The 25609-nt window shown below is 33.6% G+C and carries 21 protein-coding genes and 1 pseudogene; 17 read left to right on the forward strand and 5 right to left on the reverse strand.

The window, feature by feature from the left end; genetic code table 11:
• Positions 1-3: 3 nt before the first annotated feature.
• Positions 4-630 (reverse strand): aureusimine biosynthesis 4'-phosphopantetheinyl transferase AusB, encoded by a 627-nt coding sequence (gene ausB, locus AL499_RS07030; protein WP_002460956.1) that lies wholly within the window; start codon positions 628-630, stop codon positions 4-6.
• Positions 627-7808 (reverse strand): aureusimine non-ribosomal peptide synthetase AusA, encoded by a 7182-nt coding sequence (ausA, locus tag AL499_RS07035; protein ID WP_002492073.1) that lies wholly within the window; start codon positions 7806-7808, stop codon positions 627-629. Before ausA ends, ausB begins: the two co-directional genes overlap by 4 nt.
• Positions 7809-8177: 369 nt before the next feature.
• On the opposite strand from ausA, the gene AL499_RS12740 reads away from it, so the two are divergent.
• The 8 genes and pseudogenes from AL499_RS12740 (at position 8178) to AL499_RS07070 (ending at position 13570) form a co-directional block, all read left to right on the forward strand.
• Positions 8178-8360: a Csa1 family protein gene (locus AL499_RS12740; RefSeq protein ID WP_002492017.1), complete on the forward strand. Its 183-nt coding sequence runs from the start codon at positions 8178-8180 to the stop codon at positions 8358-8360.
• Positions 8347-8676: pseudogene (locus AL499_RS12745) on the forward strand (Csa1 family protein); the annotation flags it as partial. The gene AL499_RS12740 and the pseudogene AL499_RS12745, both read left to right, overlap by 14 nt.
• Positions 8677-8935: 259 nt before the next feature.
• Positions 8936-9721, forward strand: coding sequence for a tandem-type lipoprotein (locus AL499_RS07045; protein ID WP_002492016.1), 786 nt, complete (start codon positions 8936-8938; stop codon positions 9719-9721).
• A gap of 90 nt (positions 9722-9811) precedes the next feature.
• Positions 9812-10585 carry a tandem-type lipoprotein gene (locus AL499_RS07050; protein ID WP_037540702.1) on the forward strand — a complete coding sequence of 258 codons (774 nt, stop codon included), beginning with the start codon at positions 9812-9814 and terminating at the stop codon, positions 10583-10585.
• A gap of 261 nt (positions 10586-10846) precedes the next feature.
• Entirely contained in the window at positions 10847-11632 is a 786-nt protein-coding gene (locus AL499_RS07055; RefSeq protein ID WP_002460948.1) for a tandem-type lipoprotein, read from the forward strand.
• A complete protein-coding gene (locus AL499_RS12660) occupies positions 11629-12954 on the forward strand; it encodes an alpha/beta hydrolase family protein (protein WP_037540703.1) in 1326 nt (441 codons plus the stop codon). The genes AL499_RS07055 and AL499_RS12660 overlap by 4 nt, the downstream gene beginning before the upstream one ends.
• Complete coding sequence (locus tag AL499_RS07065) at positions 12954-13280, forward strand: hypothetical protein (RefSeq protein ID WP_037540704.1); 327 nt, start codon at positions 12954-12956, stop codon at positions 13278-13280. Before AL499_RS12660 ends, AL499_RS07065 begins: the two co-directional genes overlap by 1 nt.
• Before the next feature lie 2 nt (positions 13281-13282).
• Positions 13283-13570, forward strand: coding sequence for a hypothetical protein (locus AL499_RS07070; protein ID WP_002491975.1), 288 nt, complete (start codon positions 13283-13285; stop codon positions 13568-13570).
• A gap of 417 nt (positions 13571-13987) precedes the next feature.
• On the opposite strand, the gene AL499_RS07075 is transcribed toward AL499_RS07070, so the two are convergent.
• Positions 13988-14950, reverse strand: coding sequence for an L-lactate dehydrogenase (locus AL499_RS07075; protein WP_002460942.1), 963 nt, complete (start codon positions 14948-14950; stop codon positions 13988-13990).
• 710 nt (positions 14951-15660) lie between these two features.
• Here AL499_RS07075 and AL499_RS07080 point away from each other — a divergent pair.
• From AL499_RS07080 to AL499_RS07115, 8 genes are all read left to right on the forward strand, one after another.
• Positions 15661-16374 (forward strand): GntR family transcriptional regulator, encoded by a 714-nt coding sequence (locus tag AL499_RS07080; protein WP_002460941.1) that lies wholly within the window; start codon positions 15661-15663, stop codon positions 16372-16374.
• A 28-nt stretch (positions 16375-16402) separates the two neighbouring features.
• A complete protein-coding gene (locus AL499_RS07085; RefSeq protein WP_002491973.1) occupies positions 16403-17521 on the forward strand; it encodes an SIS domain-containing protein in 1119 nt (372 codons plus the stop codon).
• 484 nt (positions 17522-18005) lie between these two features.
• Positions 18006-18938 (forward strand): tagatose 1,6-diphosphate aldolase, encoded by a 933-nt coding sequence (locus tag AL499_RS07090; RefSeq protein ID WP_002460938.1) that lies wholly within the window; start codon positions 18006-18008, stop codon positions 18936-18938.
• A 199-nt stretch (positions 18939-19137) separates the two neighbouring features.
• Positions 19138-19617, forward strand: coding sequence for a PTS sugar transporter subunit IIB (locus tag AL499_RS07095; RefSeq protein WP_002460937.1), 480 nt, complete (start codon positions 19138-19140; stop codon positions 19615-19617).
• A 19-nt stretch (positions 19618-19636) separates the two neighbouring features.
• Complete coding sequence (locus AL499_RS07100; RefSeq protein WP_002460936.1) at positions 19637-20536, forward strand: PTS mannose/fructose/sorbose/N-acetylgalactosamine transporter subunit IIC; 900 nt, start codon at positions 19637-19639, stop codon at positions 20534-20536.
• Positions 20523-21413, forward strand: a complete 891-nt coding sequence (locus AL499_RS07105; RefSeq protein ID WP_002491986.1) for a PTS system mannose/fructose/sorbose family transporter subunit IID — start codon at positions 20523-20525, stop codon at positions 21411-21413. Before AL499_RS07100 ends, AL499_RS07105 begins: the two co-directional genes overlap by 14 nt.
• 17 nt (positions 21414-21430) lie before the next feature.
• Positions 21431-21826 carry a PTS sugar transporter subunit IIA gene (locus tag AL499_RS07110; RefSeq protein WP_002491960.1) on the forward strand — a complete coding sequence of 132 codons (396 nt, stop codon included), beginning with the start codon at positions 21431-21433 and terminating at the stop codon, positions 21824-21826.
• On the forward strand, positions 21816-22028 hold the full coding sequence (locus AL499_RS07115; RefSeq protein WP_131512939.1) for a hypothetical protein: 213 nt from the start codon (positions 21816-21818) through the stop codon (positions 22026-22028). The genes AL499_RS07110 and AL499_RS07115 overlap by 11 nt, the downstream gene beginning before the upstream one ends.
• Here the strand turns inward: AL499_RS07115 and AL499_RS07120 are convergent.
• Positions 21994-22692, reverse strand: coding sequence for a response regulator transcription factor (locus AL499_RS07120; RefSeq protein ID WP_002491992.1), 699 nt, complete (start codon positions 22690-22692; stop codon positions 21994-21996). The two genes, AL499_RS07115 and AL499_RS07120, sit on opposite strands and share 35 nt — an antisense overlap.
• Positions 22693-22696: 4 nt before the next feature.
• Positions 22697-25351 carry a sensor histidine kinase gene (locus AL499_RS07125; protein ID WP_002491965.1) on the reverse strand — a complete coding sequence of 885 codons (2655 nt, stop codon included), beginning with the start codon at positions 25349-25351 and terminating at the stop codon, positions 22697-22699.
• A gap of 166 nt (positions 25352-25517) precedes the next feature.
• Between AL499_RS07125 and AL499_RS07130 the strand changes: the two genes are divergently transcribed.
• Positions 25518-25598, forward strand: coding sequence for a potassium-transporting ATPase subunit F (locus tag AL499_RS07130; protein ID WP_002491980.1), 81 nt, complete (start codon positions 25518-25520; stop codon positions 25596-25598).
• The last annotated feature ends 11 nt before the right edge of the window (positions 25599-25609 follow it).

A 25609-nucleotide genomic window follows, 5' to 3' on the forward strand; every position in this document is an offset into this window, starting at 1 on the left:
TCATTAAAATAATTGTTTTAAAGGCACATCTACTATTTCGAATGGATGATTGCTACTTATATGACAGAGTTGAATGATACAGTTGTCTATAAGATGTTGTTTGAACTTTATGGTGTGGTGCTGATAGTATAATGGTTTTGTCACATCGTAATATGCTAATCCTCGTATTAGACCTTCTCCTATCATTTTTGAATAACTTTCTTTTTTGGTCCAAATTGTATAGAAGTCTTCAAGTGTTTGTATTTGATTGAATTCGTTTGTTGAAAACTGTTTGGCGATGTTTAAATCATCCATGCCTTTTATTTCTTCAATATCTGCACCTATAGGCAAATGGTCTATTGCGCAGATAATATAAGGGAAACTGTATGAAAGATTCACATAGATGTCGATTGGGCTTGCAATTTTGACGTGTCCATTAGGCTGGATATCATATGACCATTGGCTTGGCATGAGTCCATGGGTGTGTTCGATGCTGTATTGTATCAATAAGTCGCCTATACGATGCATCCATTTATCCTTAGAAAAACGATATGTTAGACGTTCGGGCTTTTTCAATTGTCGATGACTTTGAGACATCCAGTGCGCAATGTCTTTATAAGTATGGTTCATTTTGGTAATAAATAATTTCATCTATGGTATTCTTTACATTCAAATTTTTCATTGAGTAGTTCCCGCCATTGATATAACCAATGTTGTGTAACTTTAGGCCATACTTCGTCTAAATCTCTAAGCAAATTTTGAGTCATTGATGACTGGGTGACACCAGTTATTTGGTTGGATGCTTGACTATTTAATCCAATTACTTCATGCATGTTTAATTCATGTAAGGCTTTATCAAATTCCTCATCATTGATCAGTGGCAAGTCGGTATCTTTTGTTTCTTCTAACACGTTTTTCATTGTGAGTACATGTGGTGAATAGACGTGATAGATGATAGGTGTGGCATTTGAGATTGCTAATGTCACGATATCTCTTGCAGTGATATCAATATATGAAAATTCAATTTCTGTTTGTGAAAAACTGTCACCGATAAATGGTAATTTTAATAAATCATTCATAACGATTGAGAAACGATTTGTTGTTAAATTTTTCATATTTAGTTTTCCAGTATATGCGCTTGTTAAGTTGCCTAATCGCATGATTTTAGCATCTAAACCAGCTTCTATTGCTTCTAACACTTTGATTTCGCTATAGAATTTACTTTTTGTGTAAGGAGATGTGAATAGCTGATCTTTATATAAATCTTGTTCTGAAAAAGTATAATCCTCGGCATGGGAGTCAAATACTGTTCCTACACTAATTGTTGAAATGTAAATAAATCGCGCTTTATGTGTTTCAGCAAGTGTTAATAAATCTTCTGTACTTTTCACATTTACGTTGATAAATGCCTCATCATCTCCAAAATGATCTGTCCGTGCACCTGCATGAATAATGGTGTCAATATGACTTGTGATGTTTAATATATCTAAGTTGGAGAATTCACCTAATACGACTTCAACACGTATCATTAAGTCAGCAACATGTGCAGGATCAAAATAGCAACTTAAGTTTTCTTCTACTAATTGACGTGCGTCTTTCTTATTCTGTCCTCTCACTACGCAAGTAATTTTATCAGTATAACCGGTTAATTCATTAATTAAATATGCGCCTAAGAAACCTGTTGCGCCTGTTAATAACACATGACCTAGATGTCTTACTATCATTGGTTTTGAACGCATTTGATAGCGTTGTTTGATTAATGACTGTAATTGAGGTAAGTGATCCGGTAAAGTAACGCACGATTCGTCACTTTGTTGTTCTAAGTGTGCTGACAAATGACGGATTGTCTTATATTGATAAATATCTTGCATAGTAAGATGAATATGTTTCCTTTTAAGTTTAGAAATAAGGACCATAGTATCTAAGGAACTGCCTCCTAATTTAAAGAAGTCATCATCTATGCCTATCTCAGAAATATCTAGTATTTCTGCCATGATTGAGGCGAAAATTTGCTCGGTGTCATTTCTTGGTGGCTCAAATTGATGGTGATGCATTTCAGGATTTGGTAGCTTAGATTCATCAACTTTATCGTTACTTGTTAATGGAATTTCATCAATGGCAGTGAATGTATTAGGAATCATGTATTTTGGCAAGTATTGAGTTAATTGTTTAAGTAGATGCGATGCTATATCATGATTACCCACATAGTAGGCGTGTAATAAATCATGGCCGCCTTGTTGACGAATGATTACTACACTATCATCGACACCATCTAGCGCATTGATTACATTTTCAATTTCTTCTAATTCGATTCTATAACCATTGACTTTAACTTGTTTATCGATACGACCTAAAAATTCAATGTTGCCATCAGGAGTAAATCGTGCTAAATCACCACTTCTATATAGTTTTCCTGTACCAAAAGGATTGTCTATAAATGCTTGAGCGTTCAGTTCAGGTTGATTAAGGTAGCCTGCAGCAAGACTGTCTCCTGCAATACATAATTCTCCTGCGATACCGATGCCACATAATTGCATCTCAGAAACGATATAAACTTGAATGTTAGCTAAAGGCTGCCCGATTGGTATGGTTGATGGTATTGGGTCTCCTTTAGCGTGTGACCAAGTTGTTGTTACAACGGTTGATTCAGAAGGACCATAAGCGTTGTAATACGTATCGCAATGTTTGGCAATGTGCTGTACAAATGAAGGTGTACTTGTAGCGCCACCAGTAATAATTTTAGGAATGTAAAATTGATGCATCACATTTAATACTTGAAGTGGTATGGATGCTACCGTTATTGCTTCCTTTGTAATCAGTTGTTCTAACAGCTCGGTATTAGTACGTTCATTTTTATTTGCAATAACAAGTGTGTGCCCATTTAATAAGCTAGAATAAATATCCATGGCAGATGCATCAAAGACATAATTTGAATATTGAATAATTGTTTCATGTTCTGAGAGCTCAAGTCGATCTGTCCATGCGTTTACTAAATTAAGTATATTGCTTTGTTGAATGGACACACCTTTAGGCATACCTGTGGTTCCTGACGTATAGATACAATATATTTCATCTTCTAGACTGCCCGCATACTCAGAAAATGGACGTTTGTTATTATTTGTCAGCTCTAAAGTTTCAAGCGCAATGGTTGGTATATTCATGTGTATATCTTTGCCATATGTGATAACGGCAGATGCTTGGGCATCTTTAATCATATAATCGATACGTTTATCTGGATGTGCCACATCAATTGGAACATATGAGGCACCAACCTTGATCGCAGCCACCATGCTAATAATCATTTCAAAGCTGCGTTCAGTGAGTAATGCGATACGGTCCCCAGATTGAACGCCGTTTACCGTTAATTCATATGCGAGTTGATTAGCATAGGCATCTAATGTTTGATAGGTCATTGATTGGCCATTCATTCTAAGTGCTACATCTTTACTATGTTGCATCACAACACGGTTAAAGCGCTGTTGAACCGTTTCATGGGTTGTATCGTCTCGTGTATAACAATTAACGTTTGTGTTTATCCAATCTAAGATATGTGGATCTTCTTGTATCTCTTTAATTTTTGGATTTGAAGTAGTAATCACATATTTGAAAATATTTTCAAGTTGTTGTGCCATCAATTGAATGGTTGCTTTACTATATAAATCAGTATTGTACTCAATGTTCACGGTATAGTCGTTATAATCTTCCTCGATAATAAAGGATAGATCAAACTTTGCTGTCGTGGATTGAGGTGGTATATGTGTCAAGCGACTATGACCAAAGTTAGCGTGATTTGTCTCATTATTTTGAAGCACAAGCATCACATCAAATAATGGGTTACGCGAAGGATCTCGGTCGCCAACTAAATCATTGACTAGGCTTTCGAATGGATATTCTTGTTGTTCATAAGCAGCTAAACTTGTCTCTTTCATTTCAGAAATAAATTGTTCCCAAGGCTTGTCATTTGTCGGTTGTCCACGATATACGAGTGTGTTGGCAAACATTCCTAGCATATTCTCAGTATCTCGATGTGTTCGTGAGCTAATCACGCTACCAATAACAAGGTCGTCTTGTCGTGTATATTTATGAAGCAGCACCATAATTGCGCTCGCAAAGAACATAAAATCAGTAATTTGATGTTGTTCAACATAAGACTTGAGTTGTGATTTGAATGTTTGGTCATAATGAAATGTCATCATATGGCCATGTGTCGTTTTAATGCTTGGTCTAGGATAATCTGTAGGCATATTTAACACAGGTACACCATCTTCAAATTGTTCAAGCCAATAATGGCGTTGTGTTGATAAATCACGTTGTGCCATCCATTCACTATAGTCTCTATATTGTAATGACAATTGAGGTAAAGATTTATTTTGATATAGCGCATTCAAATCTGCTAATAAAATTGTATTACTCATGCCATCGTTGATACTGTGATGCGTATCAATAAATAAATAGTGATGTTCAGGAGAGTGAATATATTTCATGCGTATTTGGCTTGGTTTTTCCAAGTTGAAAGGATGCGTATAGGCATGAATGATATCTTGTTCATCCGTTAAATCTGTAGTTACTTCCTCAAAGTCCGGAATAACATCTTTCGCAATGCGTTGTTTAACTTCATTATGATCAATGATGTATTGAGTACGTAATATTTCATGGCGCTGAATTAATTGTGACAAGCTACGTTGCAATTGATCGACATTTAATTCTGAAGTAAGGCGCCATAAAAATGGGATGTTATATACGGTATCTTTTGGATTTACACTCCATAATAAATACATACTTTTTTGAACAGCACTTAATTCGTATTGCGTATCTTCTGAAGCTTTAGGAATCACTTCATAGTGTTCATTTTGAGTCTCTTTAAGCTGTTGACTAAGGGCTTTAACAGTAGGAGACTTCATAATATCTCCAACTTTAAGGCGCTTTTGAAGCTGTTCTTCAATACGATTAACCACTAATGTCGCTCTCAATGAGTGACCACCCAGTTCAAAGAAATTGTCTTTAATACCTACGCGATCAACATGTAAAATTTCTTCAAATATGCGGCAAAGGACGCGTTCAAGTTCATTACGTGGCGCAACATAATTGGATTCATCAATCATATCAATATCTGGTAAAGCACGTGTGTCTAACTTACCATTGATTGTAATAGGAATTTTGTCTATTTTCATAAAATGAACTGGAATCATATAATTAGGTAGCGTGTGACTTAATAACTTCTTCAATGTGCTTGTTGATTGTGGTTGAGAAGCCTCATAATATGCCACAATTTGTTTATCACGATCTTGCTCATGTTCATGCACAACGACGACAGCTTTATTAATATCGCGTATCGCTTCGATTGCTTTTTCAATTTCTGATAATTCGATTCTGAAACCACGAATTTTCACTTGCTTATCGATGCGACTAATGTAGTCGATATTACCATCTTCTTGTAGACGAACTAAGTCACCACTTTTATAAATCGCTTCCCCATTTAATGGAGATTTAACAAAGCTCTGTTGCGTTTGCTCAGGTTGATTCAAATAACCTTTTGCTAAACCTGAACCACCAATACATAATTCCCCAGGCACACCTACACCACATAATCGTTGACCTTGGATGACATAGACAGTCGTTCCATTAATCGGACTACCAATTGGAATACGTGCAGGCAATTTTGGTGGAATAGCATAAGTGGTCGTAAACGTTGTATTTTCAGTTGGACCATAACCATTGATTATTTGTGGGTGTCGTGCACGTGAATTCAATAGGTTTACCCATTTAGCATTCAACACTTCTCCACCGATAAGTAAATATTTGAGAGATTCTAACACTTCGATACGCTCACTGGCAATTTGATTGAAAAGTGATGAAGTTAACCACATTGTATTGACCTGTTTATCTGCAATGGTTTGGCCCAATTGCTTAGAATCAAGTAAAGTATCTTTTGATGTGATAATTAAGCGACCACCATTTAATAAAGCTCCGTAAATTTCAAAGGTTGCAGCATCAAAGGCAATCGTTCCTGATAATAAAATCACCGTATCATCGTTAAGTTCAACATAGTTAGGTTGGTGAACTAGGCGATCGATACCTCTATGTGCGATGACAGTTCCCTTAGGTTTACCGGTTGTTCCAGAAGTATAGATGACATAGGCAGTGTCTTCTGGTGTATTAATGTGTGGCAGATTATCAATATACGTGCATTCATCCCAATTGATTTCCTCCATTTTGATAAGAGGTAAGTCTGACTGCAGTGTTATATGATATGTGATTATCGCTTTAGGCATCGCATCTTTAAGAATATAGTGTGTTCTTTCTTGTGGATAGTCTGGATCAATAGGCAGATAGCCAGCACCAGATTTTAGAATACCTAATATAGCTACAATCATTTCCATACTGCGTTCCATAATTAAAGCGACCGTATCATTTGGTTGAATGCCATAAGTCGTTCTCAATAAGTGTGCAATGTAATTGGCTTGTTGATTTAACTGACGGTATGTCATAGATTGCTGTTCAAATTGTAAGGCGATTGCATCAGGATGTTGATTAACTTGATATTCGAAGCGGCTCATTACAGTTTGATAAGCATCATTACCATTCAGTTGGGTTATACTATGACTATTTATTCTTTCGTATAATTGTAAGTCAGTTTGATCATTTAATTGAATCTCTTGTACTAACATAGTTGGTTGATTTACAGATTGCATATAAATGGTTGTAATTAAACGGCGTAATGTTTGAATCGTTAAATCATCATAGGCATTTGCATCGTAAACTAAGTCAAAACCACCATTTGCGAGTGGATAGATTTCAATATTCGCTAATGAAGATTTATTGTTGTACAAACGATGTACCTCATGTGAAACTTGATGAAGTTCAAAGTCGGCAACAACTGGTGTTACATGAAACATACTTTCTAATTCCATGACGTCAGCATTTGCTTCTGTAATGAATGACGCACCATGGTTTTGTAATGAATGAATTGCGGATGTCCAAGCTGTTAACAGACTGTCTACGGATGCGTGTTGGTCAATGTATAAACATACTGGGGACACATTTGAATTCGGTACCATCAACAACTCTGATTGTTTATTCGCTACTGGGAAGTGGATGTTCAATGCCACTTCGTTTGATTGACTCATAAAGTGATGTGCCAAATATGTGCTAACAGCTAATCGATGGATATCAAATGATGAGAGTTGTGTACGTACATAGCGCATCTCTTTTTTATCAGAGACATTTTTTACAGGCATATAGGCATAATTTTCATTATCTGCATGAAGTACTTTAAATTGATTAAAGTCTTTTGGTGCATTTGGATTGCATGCTTTTTCGTTTATCTTTTGTACCGTCATATAGAATTGAGATATTCCAGCATGCTGATTGAGTGAATGTTTGTAAGCCTTATTTAATTCTGATAAAAATATTTGTAATTGGTTATCGTTAAAAATCATAGAATGGAAATCTAAAAGTAAGTATGCTTCATCAAGAAATTGATAAATTGTAAAGTTAAATTGAGGTAATTGATTTAAATAGTATGAATTCAATTTTTGTTGGAAGAAACTTTCGATATCAATATTTTTGGAATAGTCATCGAAAGCTTTTAATTCAATAAACGGGAAAAATTCTCGAATGCTTACACATAAATCATCCGAATCATCAATATTGAATTGTGATCTTAATACAGGTTGGCGTTGTACGACATTTAATAATGCATACATCAGTTGATGACAATCAATACGGGTATCCAATTTTACCCAATATGTCATCCGATGTGTTGAGGATGATTGTTTTAAATATTTAAGATAAAAATACTTTTGAAAATTCAATAGTTGTTTGTTCATTTAAGTCCTTCTTTCATATTCATTCTTTAATAAACATAATTAAGCATTCACATCTTCTTGTCTAGACAGTCTATATCATAATACATTTACCTGCATAAAAACAATTACCTAATTAAAAAATTTATAAAATCTTAATAAAAGCTTTTTAAAAAATTAATTATGATAATCTCAGTAAGGTTTGATAGTATTCGTATTTTTAATAATTGAATATTAAAACATATTTATTTAAAACGTAGTAGTTCAGACTACATTTGTATTGTTATAGGTGCACTTTTATGTTAAATACGCATTATATAAAAATTAAAATAGATTATATAAATATTGTTTGGTACTATAAAAGAGAAATTAATGTAAAAAAGGGGTGGAAGGATGAAACATTTAAAGAGATTAAGTCTGAGTATCGTTTTTTTACTGTTAATATTTTGTATTAGTGGATGTGGAAGCAGCCAAAAAGAAAACACTAAAACAGAAAGTAGTAAAAAAGAGTTTAGCAGAGAGGCACAAATCAAACAAAGCTTTAATAAGACATTAAAGCTATATCCTAAACTTTAAATTTTTTGTACAATATGGCAAATTTAAAGATTTGAATGATTACAAAGGTGGAGATATTTCATACAATCCAAATGTACCGAGTTATTCCGCCAAATATCAGTTAAGTAATGATGATTATAATGTACAACAGTTAAGAAAACGATATAATATCCCAACGAAACAAGCACCGAAACTACTGTTGAAAGGTGATGGCGACTTGAAAGGGTCATCTGTAGGGCATAAAAACCTAGAATTCACTTTTGTAGAAAATCAAGAAGAAAATATCTTTTTTACGGATAGTATTAATTTCAAACCTACTGAGCGTGATGAATCATGAGCAAAACTGAATATCCAACATTAACAGAAAATTAATAAGTAATTCTGAAGAAACAAATAGTGTATCAAAACTGAATATTGATTAGAAGCGTGTCATAAATGATGCGCTTTTTGTGTAATATAATTATAAATAAATCATACAAAAACAAATTAAATTGATTGCTTATGAATTGATTGCTAACATGAAAGAGAAATTAGTATCATAAAATCAAATTTTATAAATATATCATATGTTGAGAAAAATATAAGGATGTGAAGAGATGCGACAGTCAAGGAAGTTAAAGCTCGGTATATGTTTAATCCTACTTATTATATTGATTGGAAGTTGTATCATCTTGACAAAAACAAATAGTCGAAATGCTCAAATTAAGAAAACATTTAATCAAACATTAAGCTTGTATCCAACCAAGAATCTCGAGGATTTCTACGATAAAGAAGGCTTTCGAGATCAAGAATTTGATAAAGGAGATAAAGGCACTTGGATCATTCATTCTGAAATGGTTATCGAGCCAAAAGGTAGAAATATGGAATCTAGAGGAATGGTGCTACATGTAAATCGCAATACTAGAACAACGAAAGGATATTTTTTAATAAGCGAGATAACAGAAGACAAAAAAGGATATGTGCATAATAAAGATAAAAAATATCCAGTGAAAATGGAACATAATAAAATTATCCCAATAAAGCCAATACCGAATGATAAGTTAAAAAAAGAAATAGAAAACTTTAAGTTTTTTGTACAATACGGTAACTTTAAAGATTTTAAGGATTATAAAAATGGAGATATTTCATACAATCCAAATGTGCCAAGTTATTCTGCAAAATATCTGTTGAATAATGATGATTATAATGTACAACAGTTAAGGAAGAGATATAATATCCCAACCAAACAAGCCCCTGAATTAAAGTTGAAGGGCTATGGCGATTTAAAAGGATCATCCATAGGATCTAAAGATCTAGAATTTACCTTTGTAGAAAATAAAAAAGAAAATATCTTTTTTACAGATTCTGTACAATTTACTCCAAGTGAGGTTAATAAATCATGAGTCAAACTCTGAATATCAAATCTAGAGACATAATAGGTTATTCTAAACAGACCAAGCGTAGTATATAGAATAATATGGGGGTGTGAAAAAATGGAGCATTCAAAAAAACTAAAGTTATGTGCAAGTTTGTTTATCTTAGTCATTTTTGTTGGAGGGTGTGGACCTTTTAACAAAGAAGCTCAAATTAAAAAAAGTTTTAATAAAACATTAAGTATGTATCCAACTAAAAATCTTGAAGATTTTTACGATAAAGAAGGCTTTCGAGATCAAGAATTTGAAAAAGGTGATAAAGGAACTTGGATAGTTAATTCTGAAATGGTTATTGAACCCAAAGGTAAGAATATGGAATCCCGAGGAATGGTGCTCTATATAAATCGTAATACTAGAACAACAAAAGGGTATTATTTTATAAGTGAAACAACATATGATAGTAACGGTAGACCAAAGGATGATGAAAAGAGATATCCAGTGAAAATGGCGCATAATAAAATTATTCCAACAAAGCGAATCCCAGATGATAAGTTAAAAAAAGAAATAGAAAACTTCAAATTTTTTGTACAATATGGCAACTTTAAAGATTTTAAAGATTATAAAAATGGAGATATTTCATACAATCCAAATGTGCCAAGTTATTCCGCAAAATATCTGTTGAGTAATGATGATTATAATGTACAACAATTAAGAAAACGATATAATATCCCAACCAAACAAGCTCCTGAATTAAAGTTGAAAGGTGATGGCGATTTAAAAGGCTCATCCATAGGATCTAAAGATTTAGAATTTACCTTTGTAGAAAATAAAAAAGAAAATATCTTTTTTACAGATTCTGTACAATTTACTCCAAGTAAGGATAATAAATCATGAATCAAACGGAATATCAAATAAAGTCTGACAATATAACGAGTATCTCTGAAGAAACAAATAGTGTATCAAAACTGAATATTGATTAGAAGCGTGTCATAAATGATGCGCTTTTTTGTGTAATATAATTATAAATAAATCATACAAAAATAAATTAAATTGATTGCTTATGCATTGTTTGCTAATATGAAAGTGAAATTGGTATCATTAAAAAATTTGTATGAATATATCATTTATATATAGAAAATATAAGGATGTGAAGGGATGCGACAGTCAAGGAAGTTAAAGCTCGGTATATGTTTGATCCTACTTATTATATTTATTGGAGGTTGTGTTATATTGACAAAAACAAATAGTCGAAATGCTCAAATTAAGGAAACATTTAATAAAACATTAAGTGTATATCCAACTAAAAATCTTGAAGATTTTTACGATAAAGAAGGCTTTCGAGATCAAGAATTTGATAAAGGAGATAAAGGCACTTGGATCGTTAATTCTGAAATGGTTATTGGACCAAAAGGTAAGAATATGGAATCTAGAGGAATGGTGCTCTATATAAATCGTAATACTAGAACAACAAAAGGGTATTATTTTATAAGTGAAACAACATATGATAATAACGGTAGACCAAAGGATGATGAAAAGAGATATCCAGTGAAAATGGCGCATAATAAAATTATTCCAACGAAGCCAATACCGAATGATAAGTTAAAAAAAGAAATTGAAAACTTTAAGTTTTTTGTACAATATGGTAGCTTTAAAGATTTTAAAGATTATAAAAATGGAGATATTTCATACAATCCAAATGTGCCAAGTTATTCCGCCAAATATCAGTTGAATAATGATGATTATAATGTACAACAGTTAAGAAAACGATATAATATCCCAACGAAACAAGCGCCTGAATTAAAATTGAAAGGCGATGGCGATTTAAAAGGCTCATCCGTAGGATCTAAAAGTCTTGAATTTACCTTTGTAGAAAATAAAAAAGAAAACATCTATTTTGCAGATGCGGTACAATTTACCCCAAGTGAGGATAATAAATCATGAGTCAGATAGAATATCAAATAAACCCTGGCAATATAACAAGTAACTCTGAAGAAACAAGTTCGGTATCCAAAATAAGTTATGAAATAGAAAATGCGAATGATAATGGTTTAGACAAAGGCAAAATTAACAAGCAAATTAAAGCTTTAAAAAGAAATAATAATTTTCCTGGGAACTTAGAATACGTTGATAGTTATACCGATCCAAAAACAGGTACGACCACAAGTGCTTTTTTAAATAAAGAGACAGGAAAAGTTACTTTAGGTATGACAGGCACCAATTTACACAAAGGTGCAATGTTAAAACAAGCGTTTGGCATTGCTTCTCCTCAAGACTATAGAGATGTGTATGAAACGCTAAATGATATTCGGGCAGATATCAATATTGGACTCCATTCCGTCACGGATAAAGATCCACATTATAAAAATACCCAAGACTTTATTAAAGGAATCAAAAAAGACTATGATATTGATACAATTACAGGACATTCTTTAGGTGGTAGAGATGCGATAATTTTAGGTACGAGTAATGACATTAAACATATCGTTGTGTATAATCCAGCACCATTGGCGGTCAAAGATGTGAGTATACTTTATGACGATGGGGAAGAACTTAAAAAAATGATTGAAAAGTATGATGGTCATATTGTGAGATTCGTGTCTAATCAAGATATATTAGATGCAGGTGTTCGCGATCTTATGTATGAAACTGCCGGAGAAAAAATAGTGATAAAAAATGGAGAAGGCCATTCAATGGATGGTTTTTTAATCAAAGGGACACAAGCTAAAATATTAGCCGAATTAAAAAGAGTCAAAGGATACCAAGACGCAAATAATAAATCATTTAAATCAGTTCGTAAGCAAACGAGACGTAGACTAGATAAAGTAGAGACGCTGAGAGCGAATTGGATTCAAACGAATGGTGGGGCGCTCTCTTCATCTCAACAACAATTATTAGAATCTTTAACGGCATTAACTATCGCCCAAGGATTAAGCCAATTGGTTGATGAAGAGAGTCAACATTTGAAAAAAATGTATCAATCGATGGCACATAAGTTTGGAGAAAATTGGAAAAAAGCTCAAGAAGCTGGGAATGAAATTGCTGAAAAACTAACCTTTGCAGAGGTCATAGATGAATTACGGGCAGGTGGCGCGTATGAAAGTAAACTTGAAACGGATCCCCAAAGAAAAATAGATAATAAGTTAAAAAAATTAAATGATGTTTCTAAAAATTGTGATGATTATATAGCTAAAATTAAACAGAGCATTCATGCAATTGTTGAAAAGGATAAAGCGTTAGCAAGTCAAATAGGTGGTATTATGTGATGTTTACAGAATATAAAAAATTAAGTGATCTTGAAAATGCCTTTGATGTAGAAAGAAAAAAATTAAATGATGAATTAAATCAACTTTATGAACTAAAACATCAAACGCGCCGAAAATGTGAACAAATGTATGATCACTTCTTATATCTCAAACATAAACTGAATTATAGTGAAGCAGCTACTATCAAGATGATGCGTATTATAGAAGCATTTGATGGAGAAATGAATCAGCGTATCAGACATCAAGAAATGAAATTAGAAGATGATAAAGATACATTAAGAAGAGACTACTTAAAACAATCTGCCAGAATTGAAGGAGATGAATAAGCATGATACGAGGTTCGAATGCCATACCAGATTTAGCAGTAATGGGAGGAATGATGGAAAAAGAACAAATTAGAACGGTTATTGCACCAGAACATGATCGAATGCATCATGACCATCAGAATAAGCTAAAAAGTGATGAAAAAATATTACTTGACCAAATGGTGAATCATTTTAAAAAATTTGAAGGTGAATTTAAAAATGCGGCTCAAGGAGATTGGGTGAAAAGTGCAATGTCTGAATTAAATGATATAAGCGATGATTTAAAGCATATTCAGGATATCGAAGTATGATGATGTTGTCTAATAAGGATGTAGTTAGGATATATGTTAGTTATCAACTGTAGGGAAATAACAAATGAACATGTTGTTTTTCTGCAGTTTTGCTTTATCCAATGATATCATTATGTTTCAACTTGATATTCGTGTAAACGTGCTATGAATTTAAAAATGAAGGCTATAAAACGCTATATATGAAAAAGTGCAATCATATTTTTAACTTCAAAGTATGGCCAAACGGTAATCACTGATAACAATTTAGATTATTTTCAGACAATCAGTTTAAGGGTAAAAAAGACAATGATGCAAGCTGGAATGTACTTGAAATAGTTGTATATATGAAATATAAAGTATTATAAATAAGCCCAACATTATCGATCATCGACAGTGTTGGGCTCAAATCATTGATTATGTGGATTGTTTTCAGTAGTGTTATTTATCTTCTAATAGATATTTAATTGAGTTATATATATCTTCTAATGTTTTGACAGATTGATCAAATAGCGCTTTTTCTTTTTCATCTAATGGCAGTTCATATATTTTAACTGCTCCATCTTGATTGACCAATGTTGGCACACCTACATACACGTCACGATATCCACCGTATTGGCCTGTAAGTTGTGTTGATACATTTAATACGTTATTTTCGTTGTTTAAAATTGCTTTTGAAATACGCATTAATGCTAAAGCAATACCATAATATGTTGAACCTTTCGCTTGTATAATTTCATAGGCAGCATCACGAGTATTGACATAAATTTCTTCAGCTTTGGCTTCACTACCGGTTTTTTCTTTTAGTGCTTCGAATACTGGCATACCAGCGATGTTAGCTTGTGACCATACGGCTAATTCAGAATCACCATGTTCACCGATAATACTAGCATTTACACTTGCAGGTGCCACGTCGAATTCTCGACTGATTAAATATTGTAAACGTGCACTATCTAGTACAGTGCCTGAACCAATAACGCGTTCTGCTGGTAGGCCTGTATATTCTTTAATGAAGCGTGTTAGGATATCAACTGGATTTGCTGCAATTAAGAAGTAGCCGTCAAAGCCACTATCCATCACGCTTTTCACAATATCTTTCATGATTTTAGCGTTTTTCTCTACTAATTGTAAACGTGTTTCACCAGGTTTTTGCGGTGCACCAGCTGTAATGACCACTAAATCAGCATCTTTACAGTCTGAATATGTACCCGCACTTATGTTAACTGGAGAAGGACAATGGGCTGTCCCATGGTTTAAATCTTGAACATCAGCATTGACTTTATCCGTTGCAATATCAATAATCACAAATTCATCAGCTACACTTTGCGTTACCATTGCAAATGCGTAGCTTGAACCTACTGATCCATCCCCGATTAATACAACTTTTTTACCAAATGCTTTCATAACTAATTCTCCTAACTATTTGATTTAATTTGAATGTACAATATTAAAAATATCTATTCAAAATAAATAATAATAATTTTCTTTCAGTATAATGTTTTGCTAAAAATTTACAAGTGATAGCATTGCTAGAAAGTAGCGTTAAATTACACTTGACCCTTTCAAAATACTGCAACAAGGGGTTATATCTATACCTCTAAAAATTTGTGACAATTTTTAGTATAGCACTTCAGAACATACTTATGATATTTATAGAGCGCGGTTCAGAACTACGGCAAGGCTGAATGTCAATATTAGTTTATAGACTAAAATATAATGATGTCTCAAATACTTTTAACTATGATCTAAAAAAAGTATTGTATGTTCCCAATAGCAATTTTGAGTAAAGCGTATCAATTATAAATTTACATAAAATGGCCATAGTAAGTAAAAAAAGAACAATGCATTTCAAGGATAACATTTGTGCTAAAGCATCAAAAGTTATTCATTACTGGACATTTAAAAAGTGGTTATATCCAGATAAATCGATATGTAAAAAAATTTAAGTATAACTGAATATTGGTAATTCCGTTTAAAATAATATGAATACTATTGTATTAAGTGTGAATTTAACTGCTATAGAATTAAAATAATATCAATTTATATGAAAACCTTTACAAATTTTTAAGCAAAGGTTATAATTCAAGTGGTTATAACCAGTAGGAGGAATAAAATTGAAGAAAGCGAACACGCCGTTATATTTTCAAATTTATGAAACACTTCATAAAGGTATAAAGTCCGGACTTTATCAGGAGGGAGATAAACTTCCTTCCGAGCGCAAACTTTGTGAAGAATATAACGTTAGTCGTATTACCGTCAGAGAGGCTTTAGACCGATTAGAGAAAGATCATCTAATTAAAAGAGAACACGGTAAAGGCTCATTTGTACTTGGAAGTCAATATACACAATTATTAAACAAATTGTATAGTTTTAAGGATGAAATAGAAAAAAACGGTGATGATGCCAGTACGAAAATGTTAAACATTGAACTTAAAGTATCTACACCCTTTTTACAAGAAAAAATGAACCTTGAACCATATCAATATGTATATGAATTAACAAGGTTACGATTGTCTAATGGCAAACCTTTAATCTATGAGGTGAGTTACTTACCATTAAGATTTTGTGAGGGGTTGGAGCGGTTTGATTTCAACAATGTATCATTATATGAGACTTTGAATCAACATTATAACATTCAAATTACCAACGCTTACGAAAATCTAGTTGCAAGTAAGTTGAATAAAAAATATGCAGCTTTGTTAAACGGAGAAGTAGATGATAGTTGTATGTATATTGAGCGCTTTAGTTACTACGGGGATGTGCTCATAGAGTATACCCAAAGTATCGCAAGTGGTCATAAGTATAAATATAAGGTAAAACTGATGTGATTTTGTTTAGATACGGGAGGTTTTCATAGTGTTAAATGAAACATATACTTATCAAGAGATTAAACAGCAGCCTGATATGTGGCGCCGCACAGCTGATATTGTGGCGCAAAAACAGGATGCCTTTGAAACGTTCATGCATCACATGATAAGCAACAATAAGGATAAAAAGTTGAAAGTGATATTTACTGGTGCAGGTTCTAGTGCCTATGTTGGAGATATAGCTAGAATGGCATGTGCCACAGAAAAATTCACTCAATTTGACTTTGAATCAGTACCTACTACGCATTTTGTCACGAGTCCAGAAGTATACATAGATGATGCAACAGCGTATTTAATTGTATCATTTGCACGCTCTGGCAATAGTCCGGAAACAAAAGCGACGGTAGAAATTGCAAATCAACTTACAGATAATGCATATCATTTATTCATTACCAACAACAAAGATGGCTTTTTAGGTACTGTAGAAGAAAGTGAACGTATTTTCAAAATTGTTTTGCCAGACGAAACGAATGATCAATCTTTAGCAATGACATCCAGTTTTTCTTCTATGCTAATTGCAATTTACATTCTATTCGGTGGTAAATACAATACTTCATTTTTTGATAAAGCTAAAGAAAATTTTGAATGGATCGAAGCACAGGTTGATCAAGTGAGTATGCTTGATTTTTCTAAGGTCTTTTACGTTGGAACAGGTCTTATTGGTGAATTGACAAAAGAAATAAGTCTCAAAATGAATGAGTTAACGGCAGGACGTGTTGAAATTGCACGAGAAACAACGCTAGGATTTCGACATGGTCCTAAAGCAGGGCTAAGCGATAATGCCATCTTTATTATGCTTCGTAGTAATCAACCATATAAACGTCAGTATGAACAGGATATTATTGCAGAAGTCAATCAAGTTAAAGGGAAATATCATATTCTGACACTAGAAAGTCAATTAACAGATGAAACCCATGCGATAACGTTGCCGAATTCAACGGAACTTACAGATTTAGAATTGGCCTTAGAATATTTGATGTTTGGTCAATTACTTGCTGCTAAAAAATCAGTTGCTTTTGGTCTGAACCCTGACAATCCAAGCCCTGATGGCTTTATTAATCGCGTGGTTAAAGGTGTCACAATTTATCCAGTTCAAGCATCTCATTAACGTCGAAATTTGACGTGTATTCAAGGGGACTATGTGTTGCGCAAAGTTCAATAAATGAGCGGAGCGCAATCTAACAGCTTAGTAAGAGAGGCAATGTAGCTACATCCAAAGTATATAAAAATAAAACGTGGCATTTTTTGAAAGCGCTTTAACTAAGGCGTGATTATCAAGGGTTTTGAAATTATTAATATGTGCAGATTTAAAGCAATGATTGATGCAAAAAATTAAAGCACACGACAAAAAGATGCAGCTTTTAATGATATTTAAATAGTTGATGGTGGGATTGAAATATCAATTTAACGCGTTGTAGTTAAATGAATACGTTATCTATGACACATATATCATGCATCGTGAAAACAAGGATTAAATTTAAGAGTATTTAGACTGCGGGAGGTCTAATTTCTTATACATACCTACCTACACAATATATTGGTATGAAACAAGTGAAATCATAGTAACTCTAAAAAATAAGGAGGGCGTATAGATGACTGTAAAAAATTTAAGTCGACTCGTAGATAAGAACGGCATATATTCGGCAGTGGCTGTCGATCAACGCGGTGCCTTGAAAAAATTATTAGGTAAGCAAGGTACAGCGCAAAACTTAGCATCCTTTAAAAAATTAGTTGCAGAAGTACTGACTCCAGAGAGTTCCAGCTTTTTAGTAGATCCTGAGTTTGGCTTGGAAGCAGCAAAAGCCAATGTAGCAGGTTTGATTTTAGCTTATGAACAAACCGGATACATTAAAGATCAACCAGGTCGTTTGCCTCGACTGATTGAGGGTCAAAGTGTGAAACGTCTAGTTGAAGCGGGTGCAGATGCAATTAAATTCTTGCTTTACTACGACGTTGATGAACCAGATGAAATTAATCAAAAAAAGCAAGCAGTGATTGAGCGTGTAGGGGCAGAATGCAAAGCTGAGCATGTGCCATTTTTATTAGAAATCTTGACTTATGATGATCAGATTGGTGATGAAAAAGGTGACGCTTTCGCGTTAGTCAAACCGCATAAAGTCAATAGTGCAATGAAGTTATTTAGCGAAGCACGATTTGGCGTTGATACTTTAAAAGTTGAGTTGCCGGTAAATATGAACTTTGTTCAAGGCTATGGTCATGAAGCATGCATGACTCAACAAGAAGCAGCAGAAGCCTTTAAAGCACAAGCGAATTCAACGCATATACCCTATATTTACTTGAGTGCCGGTATGGATTCGCAATTATTTAATAAATCATTACAATTTGCCGCAGAAAATGGTTCAACATTTAATGGTGTTTTATGTGGTCGTGCGACGTGGCAAGGTGCGACAGAAGTGCTTGCTAAAGATGGAGAAGTAGCAGCACGTGAATGGCTTCAGACAGAAGGAATTAAAAATCTTAAGGCATTGAATCAGGTTAATCAACAAACAGCAACACCGATTTAACACAATGTATTAAGAAATCATATACCAAGCTTTTAGCCGATACCAAGCCATCGTTTGACCTAGTAATACACACGAATCTAAAAAAACGACATACATGATATTCGTTATGCACTTACTGAACAATCGTTGTTTTGGTTATTAAAAAAATGCTGTGAAAGTAATATTAAAATGTTTTTAATTAAGAAAGGAGATATGTGAAATGGCAATCATTGCTAACAGAATTGATGGCAGACTTATTCATGGACAGGTTGCAAATTTATGGGCAACAAAATTAAACGTTGGACGCTTTATGATTATTGATGACGAAATAGCACAAAGTGATATTGATAAACAAGCATTAAAGCTTGCAACGCCAGCTGGTATTAAACTAAGTGTACTACCTATTGAAAAGGCTGCAACAAATATAAAAAATGGTAAATACGATTCTCAACGCGTCATGATTATTGCGAAACGTCCGGATCGTTTTGTTGAACTAGTGAATCAAGGCGTACAAATTGATAATTTAAACGTTGGAAATATGTCACAAACAAATGAAACACGTTCAATTACTAATTCAATTAATGTGATGGATGAAGACGTCGAAAACTTTGAAAAACTACAATCAGCAGGCGTTACAATCACTTCTCAAATGGTTCCAAATGATAAAGCTGTAGACTTCATGTCATTAATTAAAGCATAAATGAAGGAAGGTGTTTGTTTTGGAAATTATGTGGTGGCAAATTTTACTACTAACATTGTATGCAGGCTATCAAATTTTAGACGATTTACAATTTAATATTTTTGGTCATCCCGTATTTGCTGGTATTGTCTCTGGATTGATTATGGGAGATATTAAGACGGGCTTAATTATCGGTGGTGGTATGCAATTAACAGTTCTTGGTGTAGGTACATTTGGTGGGGCCTCTCGTATTGATGCCAATTCAGGTACTGTTTTGGCGGTAGCTTATTCGGTAGCTTTAGGAATGAACCCACAACAAGCATTAGCGACATTGGCTGTGCCAGTAGCAAGTCTAATGATTCAAACAGATGTTTTGGCAAGATTTACGAATACATTCTTTGCACATCGTATCGATGCTAAAATTGAGCAAATGGACTATAAAGGTATTCAAAGAAACTACTTATATGGCGCAATTCCATGGGCATTGTCTCGAGCGATTCCAGTATTTTTAGGATTGTTTTTTGGCGGTGGTGTGGTAAAAAACATTGTCAATTACTTGAATGGTGACCTAAAGTGGTTAGGTGATGGTTTAACAGTTGCGGGGGCAGTCTTACCTGCAGTTGGTTTTGCAATTTTATTGCGCTATTTACCTTTGAAAAAACACTATCCGTATTTCATCCTAGGTTTTATTATTACAGCGCTTATGGTTACAGTGTTTGATGGTTTATCAGGTATAGGAACTTCTGTTGCGCATTTAGACGACAAGTTTACAATGTCATTCTCATCTTTACCAATGCTTGCCATTGCAGCCATTGGCTTTGCGCTTGCCAGCTTAGAGTACAAACGAACATCTACGCTAACAGCTATGTCGTCAGCATCAGGAAAACAAGATTTGAATCATGCTGATGATGAAGGAGAGATTGATGATGACGAACTTTAACCATAAAAAACAGGATACTTCAAAAACTCATGTACATAAGGATGCAAAGCCATTAACAGGCAAGGCGCCTGAAACGCCTTATAAACTAACAAATAAAGACTTTCGACAAATTAATATGCGTAGTTTGTTCTTCTACCAATGGGGTTGGAACTATGAACGTATGCAAGGATCAGGTTATTTATTTACAATTCTACCTCAACTACGCAAAATTTATGGTGATGATACACCAGAATTAAAAGAAATGATGAAAACACATGCACAGTTCTTCAATACGAGTAATTTCTTTAACACAATTATTACCGGTATTGATATTGCGATGGAAGAAAAGGAACAGTTTGCTGCAAAAGAATCCGTTGAAGGGTTCAAAGTTGGTTTAATGGGACCATTTGCAGCAGTTGGAGATGCTATATTTGCATCATTAGTGCCAACTATTTTTGGTGCGATAGCTGCTAACATGGCCCAAGATGGTAACCCATTTGGCGCATTGTTATGGTTTATCGCAATATTAGCAGTTATTGTGTTTAGATGGAAACAATTGAAATTTGCATACAAAGAGGGCGTAGCACTGGTTACAACAATGCAACATCGTTTAGAATCACTGACGAATGCCGCAACATTATTAGGGGTCTTTATGGTAGGTGCACTCGTTGCAACGATGATACGTGTTCAGTTTGCATGGAAGCCTAAAATTGGTGATTTAACGGTTAATATTCAAGACAGTGCAAACATGATTTTGCCGCGTCTGTTACCGCTAGTCATTGTCTTTTTAATTTACTGGTTACTTGGACGTAAAAAAATGAATTCAACCCGTGCCATTTTCTTAGTGATTATTGTATCGATTATTTTATCCGCATTAGGTGTTATAAAAAATATTTAAAAAGGTGAAATACAATTATGAAAAAGTTAATTTTAATAAGTCATGGTTCATTTTGTGAAGGTATTAAAAATAGTGTTGAGATGATTTTTGGAGCTCAAGATTATATATACACTGTAGCCTTAACACCGGAGCAAGGACAAGAAACATTTGAAAAAAACTTTAAAGCACTGATAGAAGATGACGACGATGTAGTGGTATTTGCAGATTTACAAGGTGGTACACCAGCTAATACAGTTTCAAAGCTCATCATGCAAGGTGCTAAATATCAACTGTATACAGGAATGAATTTGCCGATGATTATAGCTTATATTAATGCACAAATGATTGGTCAGCCAGCAGATATTGCTCAAAAAGCAAAGGATGGTATCATCGATGTCAATGCTTTGTTAGCGCATGATGACGATGAAGAATAGAGATAGCGAATCAGGTATAAATAATGAATATGCGCGCTTCAAAGTGAACATTAAATATGTTTACTTTGAAGCGTGTTGTTTTATGTTTCAAAAAGAAAATTTAATGACTACAATAGACAAAACATCTATGTTTCACCGAAATGAACAACCGCCACATGTATTTATAGTTAAACTAAATGTTGCATTTGGTAGCCAATTCTAGGATGGGTAATGATTAACTTCTTATCCATATGCGCATCGTCTTCGCTGTAATTTAACTTCTTACGTAATGAAGCCATATGTACACGTAGTGATGCCATTTCACACTTATTAACGTAACCAAAGATTGATTTTAAAAGGACTTGGTATGTTAACACTTTACCAACATGATGACTTAGAATTTTTAACAATTGAAATTCATTTGGTGTTAAATGAATTGGTTGGTCGTTAATGTAAACCATTTTAGCATTGAAATCAACCGTAAGCGGACCATTTTTGAAGTTGTTTTCTTCGGTTGTTGTTTTTTTTGAGACACGCAGTGCGACTCTAATACGTGCTTGTAATTCGTCGACATTGAACGGTTTAATCATATAGTCATTCGCACCGCAGTCTAGCGCATTGACAATTGTTTGTTCTTCTGTACGCGCACTGATAACAATAATTGGTGTATCGATATCTGTTCTGATTTGCTTGATTAGAGTAAAGCCATCAATATCAGGTAAACCTAAATCAAGTAATATAACATCTGGATGCTCTGTTCGAATACGAAAGGCTGCGTCCTTTCCATTTCTTGCTGTGATTACTTTATAGTAATTCATGGTTAAAGTAACATCGATTAAATGTAAAATAGCAGCATCATCTTCAACAACTAAAAGTGTAGATTTCATCATCTCACCCTTTCATATCTATTTGATCTATATCTAAGTAAAAATAAAAAATACTGCCATGTGGATGATTAGGTTGGTATTCTAATTGGCTATCATGTTGTTTTAAAATGAGTTGCACTAAATATAGTCCCAGTCCTAAGCTGTCTTTTTTATTGTCTTTAAAATAATCCCCTGAATAATAAGGTTTATAAATTAAATGTCGTTCTTCTTCAGGAATCCCTTTCCCAAAATCAATCATTTCAAAGCGTACACGAGATGGCTGTAGATGAATGCAAAGTTTAATTTCTGAAGTGGTCCCAGAGTGTTTCAACGCGTTATCAACGAGATTAAATAAAACTTGCAGTATTAGTTTGCTATCAATGTGAACGAATGCCATGGTATCTTCGGTTTCAATCGTTACCTTTTGATTTTGGTGTCTGCGAATCAACCCTTGCTCGAATTCTTCTAACAGTTCTTCTATAAGATAAGCCGTCCGTTTTACTTTTATATCAGAACTTTCCAACTTAGTGAGAGATAAAATATTAGTAACAAGTGTATACAGGTATTGTGCTTCCTTATATGAAGCAGTTAATAGTTTTAATTTTTCAGCGTTATCTAAGCTCTTACTGTGAAATTTCAACACATCTAAGTTTCCAATAATAGATGTGAGTGGTGTCCGTATATCATGTGAAATAGAATGTAAGAAATTAGAGCGTGTTGCTTCGCGCTCAGCTGTTAACATCGATTGTCTTGTTTGTTTAAGTAAATATACATTTTCTATTGCCAGCATTAAATCATTTAACATAGAGTCTAATATTGAATTGTCATACATATCGATATAATCTTTATCATCAAATTGAATGGACACGATTCCTTTTACGGGATTACTACCTATAGGTATACATAGATATTTGCTTCCGGGGAAGGTATCGGTAAGTCTTCCGGCACGATGTTCGTTTTCGATGACCCAAGCCAATGTTTCTGCATCTTCTACATCTTCCATATTTTTTGTGTTTTTAAATGATGGATGTCCAAATGAAGATGATTTGACTACTTTTTTTGATTCGACTAAAAACACCGTAACATTTTGATGTAACAATTGATGGATTTGTTCACCAGCTATATTTAACAGTTTCATTATAGAATAAGATTCTTTAATAGATTGATTAAACTGTAACATAATATCAGTACGATATAATTGGCGCTCTGTTAATGAGTGCTGATACTTTAAATTTTTTAAAATGGCACTCGTAAAAATACTTGCAAAAATACTGATTACAAATGTAATAGGGTATTCAAATCGATACATTTCTAGAGTGAATCTTGGCACGGTAAAGAAATAATTAAAAATAAAAACGTTTAATATCGATGTAAAGAATCCAATGAGATAAGATTGCGTCCATATGGATAATAAGATAATACCAATAAAGAATAATAGTAAAATAATTGCGCTTGATTCATTTTTATCAATTGTGTAAATCCACATACCAAGGAGAACACAAAATGTTTGAATAATAAGCATTTTCATTATATCTACAGATAATGCTATTTGATAAGATGGTTTATTCATTGATTGTGTACGTTCTTGCTTATTTGAGTTTATATAATAGATAGGCACAATCTCTAATTTGAAATAATGCGGCGCATGGTTAATTTCTTCAATAAGTGATTTTTTAAAATAATGTTTCCATTTTGGGTTTTCTGATTGCCCAAGAACTAACTTAGTAACAAATGCGCTATCGCACCAATCTGTTAATGCTTTTGCAACGTCTTGTGCATAAAGAACTTTAATCTCTGCACCTAACGATTTGGCGAGCATAAGATTTTTATGCACATAATGGTCTTGTATTTTGCTTTCTGAAGGTGTCTCAAAGGTGTCGATATAAATAGCTGTAAATTTGGCATGTTCTTTATAGGCAGAACGTCTTGCTTCTCGAATAACGCGCTCGTTATAAATACTACCACTGACAGCAACGGCAATATGAGGCGTGATATCTGTATGTTTTGTATTACATTGTTGTTCTTTTTGACTCATAATGTCTGCTACAGTTCTGAGCGCAAGTTCACGCAATCTAGTCAAATTTTCATAAGAAAAAAAGTTGGAAAACGCTGTTTCTAAACGTTCTTTTTTATATACTTTTCCAGCTTTTAAACGTTGTATCAGCATATTCGGCGAAATATCTACAACTTCAAATGCATCTGCCGACATAATAAATTGATCGGGTACGCGTTCTGTCACTTGAATACCTGTCATTAATTCAATTTGTCCACTTAAACTTTCTATATGTTGGATATTTAGTGTTGTCCACACATCGATACCGTGAGACAGTATTTCTTCAATATCCATATATCTTTTCAAATGACGATTTTTAGAAATATTAGTGTGTGCGAGTTCATCAATCAATACGATATCGGGTTGAGCCTCAATAATTCTTTCAACATTGATAAACTGAAACATATGGCTACCGAATTTATGGCTAGAAGTTGTAATTTCAGGAAGTTGTTTGGCAAGCGCATTTGTCTCAGGACGTTGATGTGGCTCAATATATCCGATCTTAACATCCACCCCTTCTTTATATTGGTCGATACCATTTGAAAGCATTTCATACGTTTTCCCAACGCCAGGGCTATAACCTAAATAAATGGTCAGAGTTCCTCTTTTTTTATATGAACTTTCCATATGCTAACACCTCTTAAGTATATATTAATTAATACTAAAATAATTATCCATTTATATTTTTATTTTATGGCTCATCTTTATATTTTCTTAATATCTTTTTTGAAATATTAATACTATGATTATACAGTTCTTGCTAAGCTTTTCTTGAAAGTGAGGAGAGAACAAAATGATTGCACTATTAGCATTTGTTGTAATCGGATTAATTTTATATTTATTTTACGCATTATTTTGGAGTGAAAAATTCTAATAACGAAGGAA

The sequence above is a fragment of the Staphylococcus lugdunensis genome (genome assembly GCF_001558775.1).
Taxonomy (GTDB): domain Bacteria; phylum Bacillota; class Bacilli; order Staphylococcales; family Staphylococcaceae; genus Staphylococcus; species Staphylococcus lugdunensis.

What these genes read in the sequence shown, in the direction of transcription:
- AL499_RS07130 (WP_002491980.1), top strand. Translation starts at nt 25,518, where the DNA reads ATGATTGCACTATTAGCATTTGTTGTAATCGGATTAATTTTATATTTA.
- AL499_RS07115 (WP_131512939.1), top strand. Translation starts at nt 21,816, where the DNA reads ATGAAGAATAGAGATAGCGAATCAGGTATAAATAATGAATATGCGCGC.
- AL499_RS07055 (WP_002460948.1), top strand. Translation starts at nt 10,847, where the DNA reads ATGCGACAGTCAAGGAAGTTAAAGCTCGGTATATGTTTGATCCTACTT.
- AL499_RS07070 (WP_002491975.1), top strand. Translation starts at nt 13,283, where the DNA reads ATGATACGAGGTTCGAATGCCATACCAGATTTAGCAGTAATGGGAGGA.
- AL499_RS07120 (WP_002491992.1), bottom strand. Translation starts at nt 22,692, where the DNA reads ATGAAATCTACACTTTTAGTTGTTGAAGATGATGCTGCTATTTTACAT.
- AL499_RS07095 (WP_002460937.1), top strand. Translation starts at nt 19,138, where the DNA reads ATGGCAATCATTGCTAACAGAATTGATGGCAGACTTATTCATGGACAG.
- AL499_RS12660 (WP_037540703.1), top strand. Translation starts at nt 11,629, where the DNA reads ATGAGTCAGATAGAATATCAAATAAACCCTGGCAATATAACAAGTAAC.
- AL499_RS07075 (WP_002460942.1), bottom strand. Translation starts at nt 14,950, where the DNA reads ATGAAAGCATTTGGTAAAAAAGTTGTATTAATCGGGGATGGATCAGTA.
- ausB (WP_002460956.1), bottom strand. Translation starts at nt 630, where the DNA reads ATGAAATTATTTATTACCAAAATGAACCATACTTATAAAGACATTGCG.
- AL499_RS07050 (WP_037540702.1), top strand. Translation starts at nt 9,812, where the DNA reads ATGGAGCATTCAAAAAAACTAAAGTTATGTGCAAGTTTGTTTATCTTA.
- AL499_RS07045 (WP_002492016.1), top strand. Translation starts at nt 8,936, where the DNA reads ATGCGACAGTCAAGGAAGTTAAAGCTCGGTATATGTTTAATCCTACTT.
- AL499_RS12740 (WP_002492017.1), top strand. Translation starts at nt 8,178, where the DNA reads ATGAAACATTTAAAGAGATTAAGTCTGAGTATCGTTTTTTTACTGTTA.
- AL499_RS07090 (WP_002460938.1), top strand. Translation starts at nt 18,006, where the DNA reads ATGACTGTAAAAAATTTAAGTCGACTCGTAGATAAGAACGGCATATAT.
- AL499_RS07105 (WP_002491986.1), top strand. Translation starts at nt 20,523, where the DNA reads ATGACGAACTTTAACCATAAAAAACAGGATACTTCAAAAACTCATGTA.
- AL499_RS07110 (WP_002491960.1), top strand. Translation starts at nt 21,431, where the DNA reads ATGAAAAAGTTAATTTTAATAAGTCATGGTTCATTTTGTGAAGGTATT.
- ausA (WP_002492073.1), bottom strand. Translation starts at nt 7,808, where the DNA reads ATGAACAAACAACTATTGAATTTTCAAAAGTATTTTTATCTTAAATAT.
- AL499_RS07065 (WP_037540704.1), top strand. Translation starts at nt 12,954, where the DNA reads ATGTTTACAGAATATAAAAAATTAAGTGATCTTGAAAATGCCTTTGAT.
- AL499_RS07125 (WP_002491965.1), bottom strand. Translation starts at nt 25,351, where the DNA reads ATGGAAAGTTCATATAAAAAAAGAGGAACTCTGACCATTTATTTAGGT.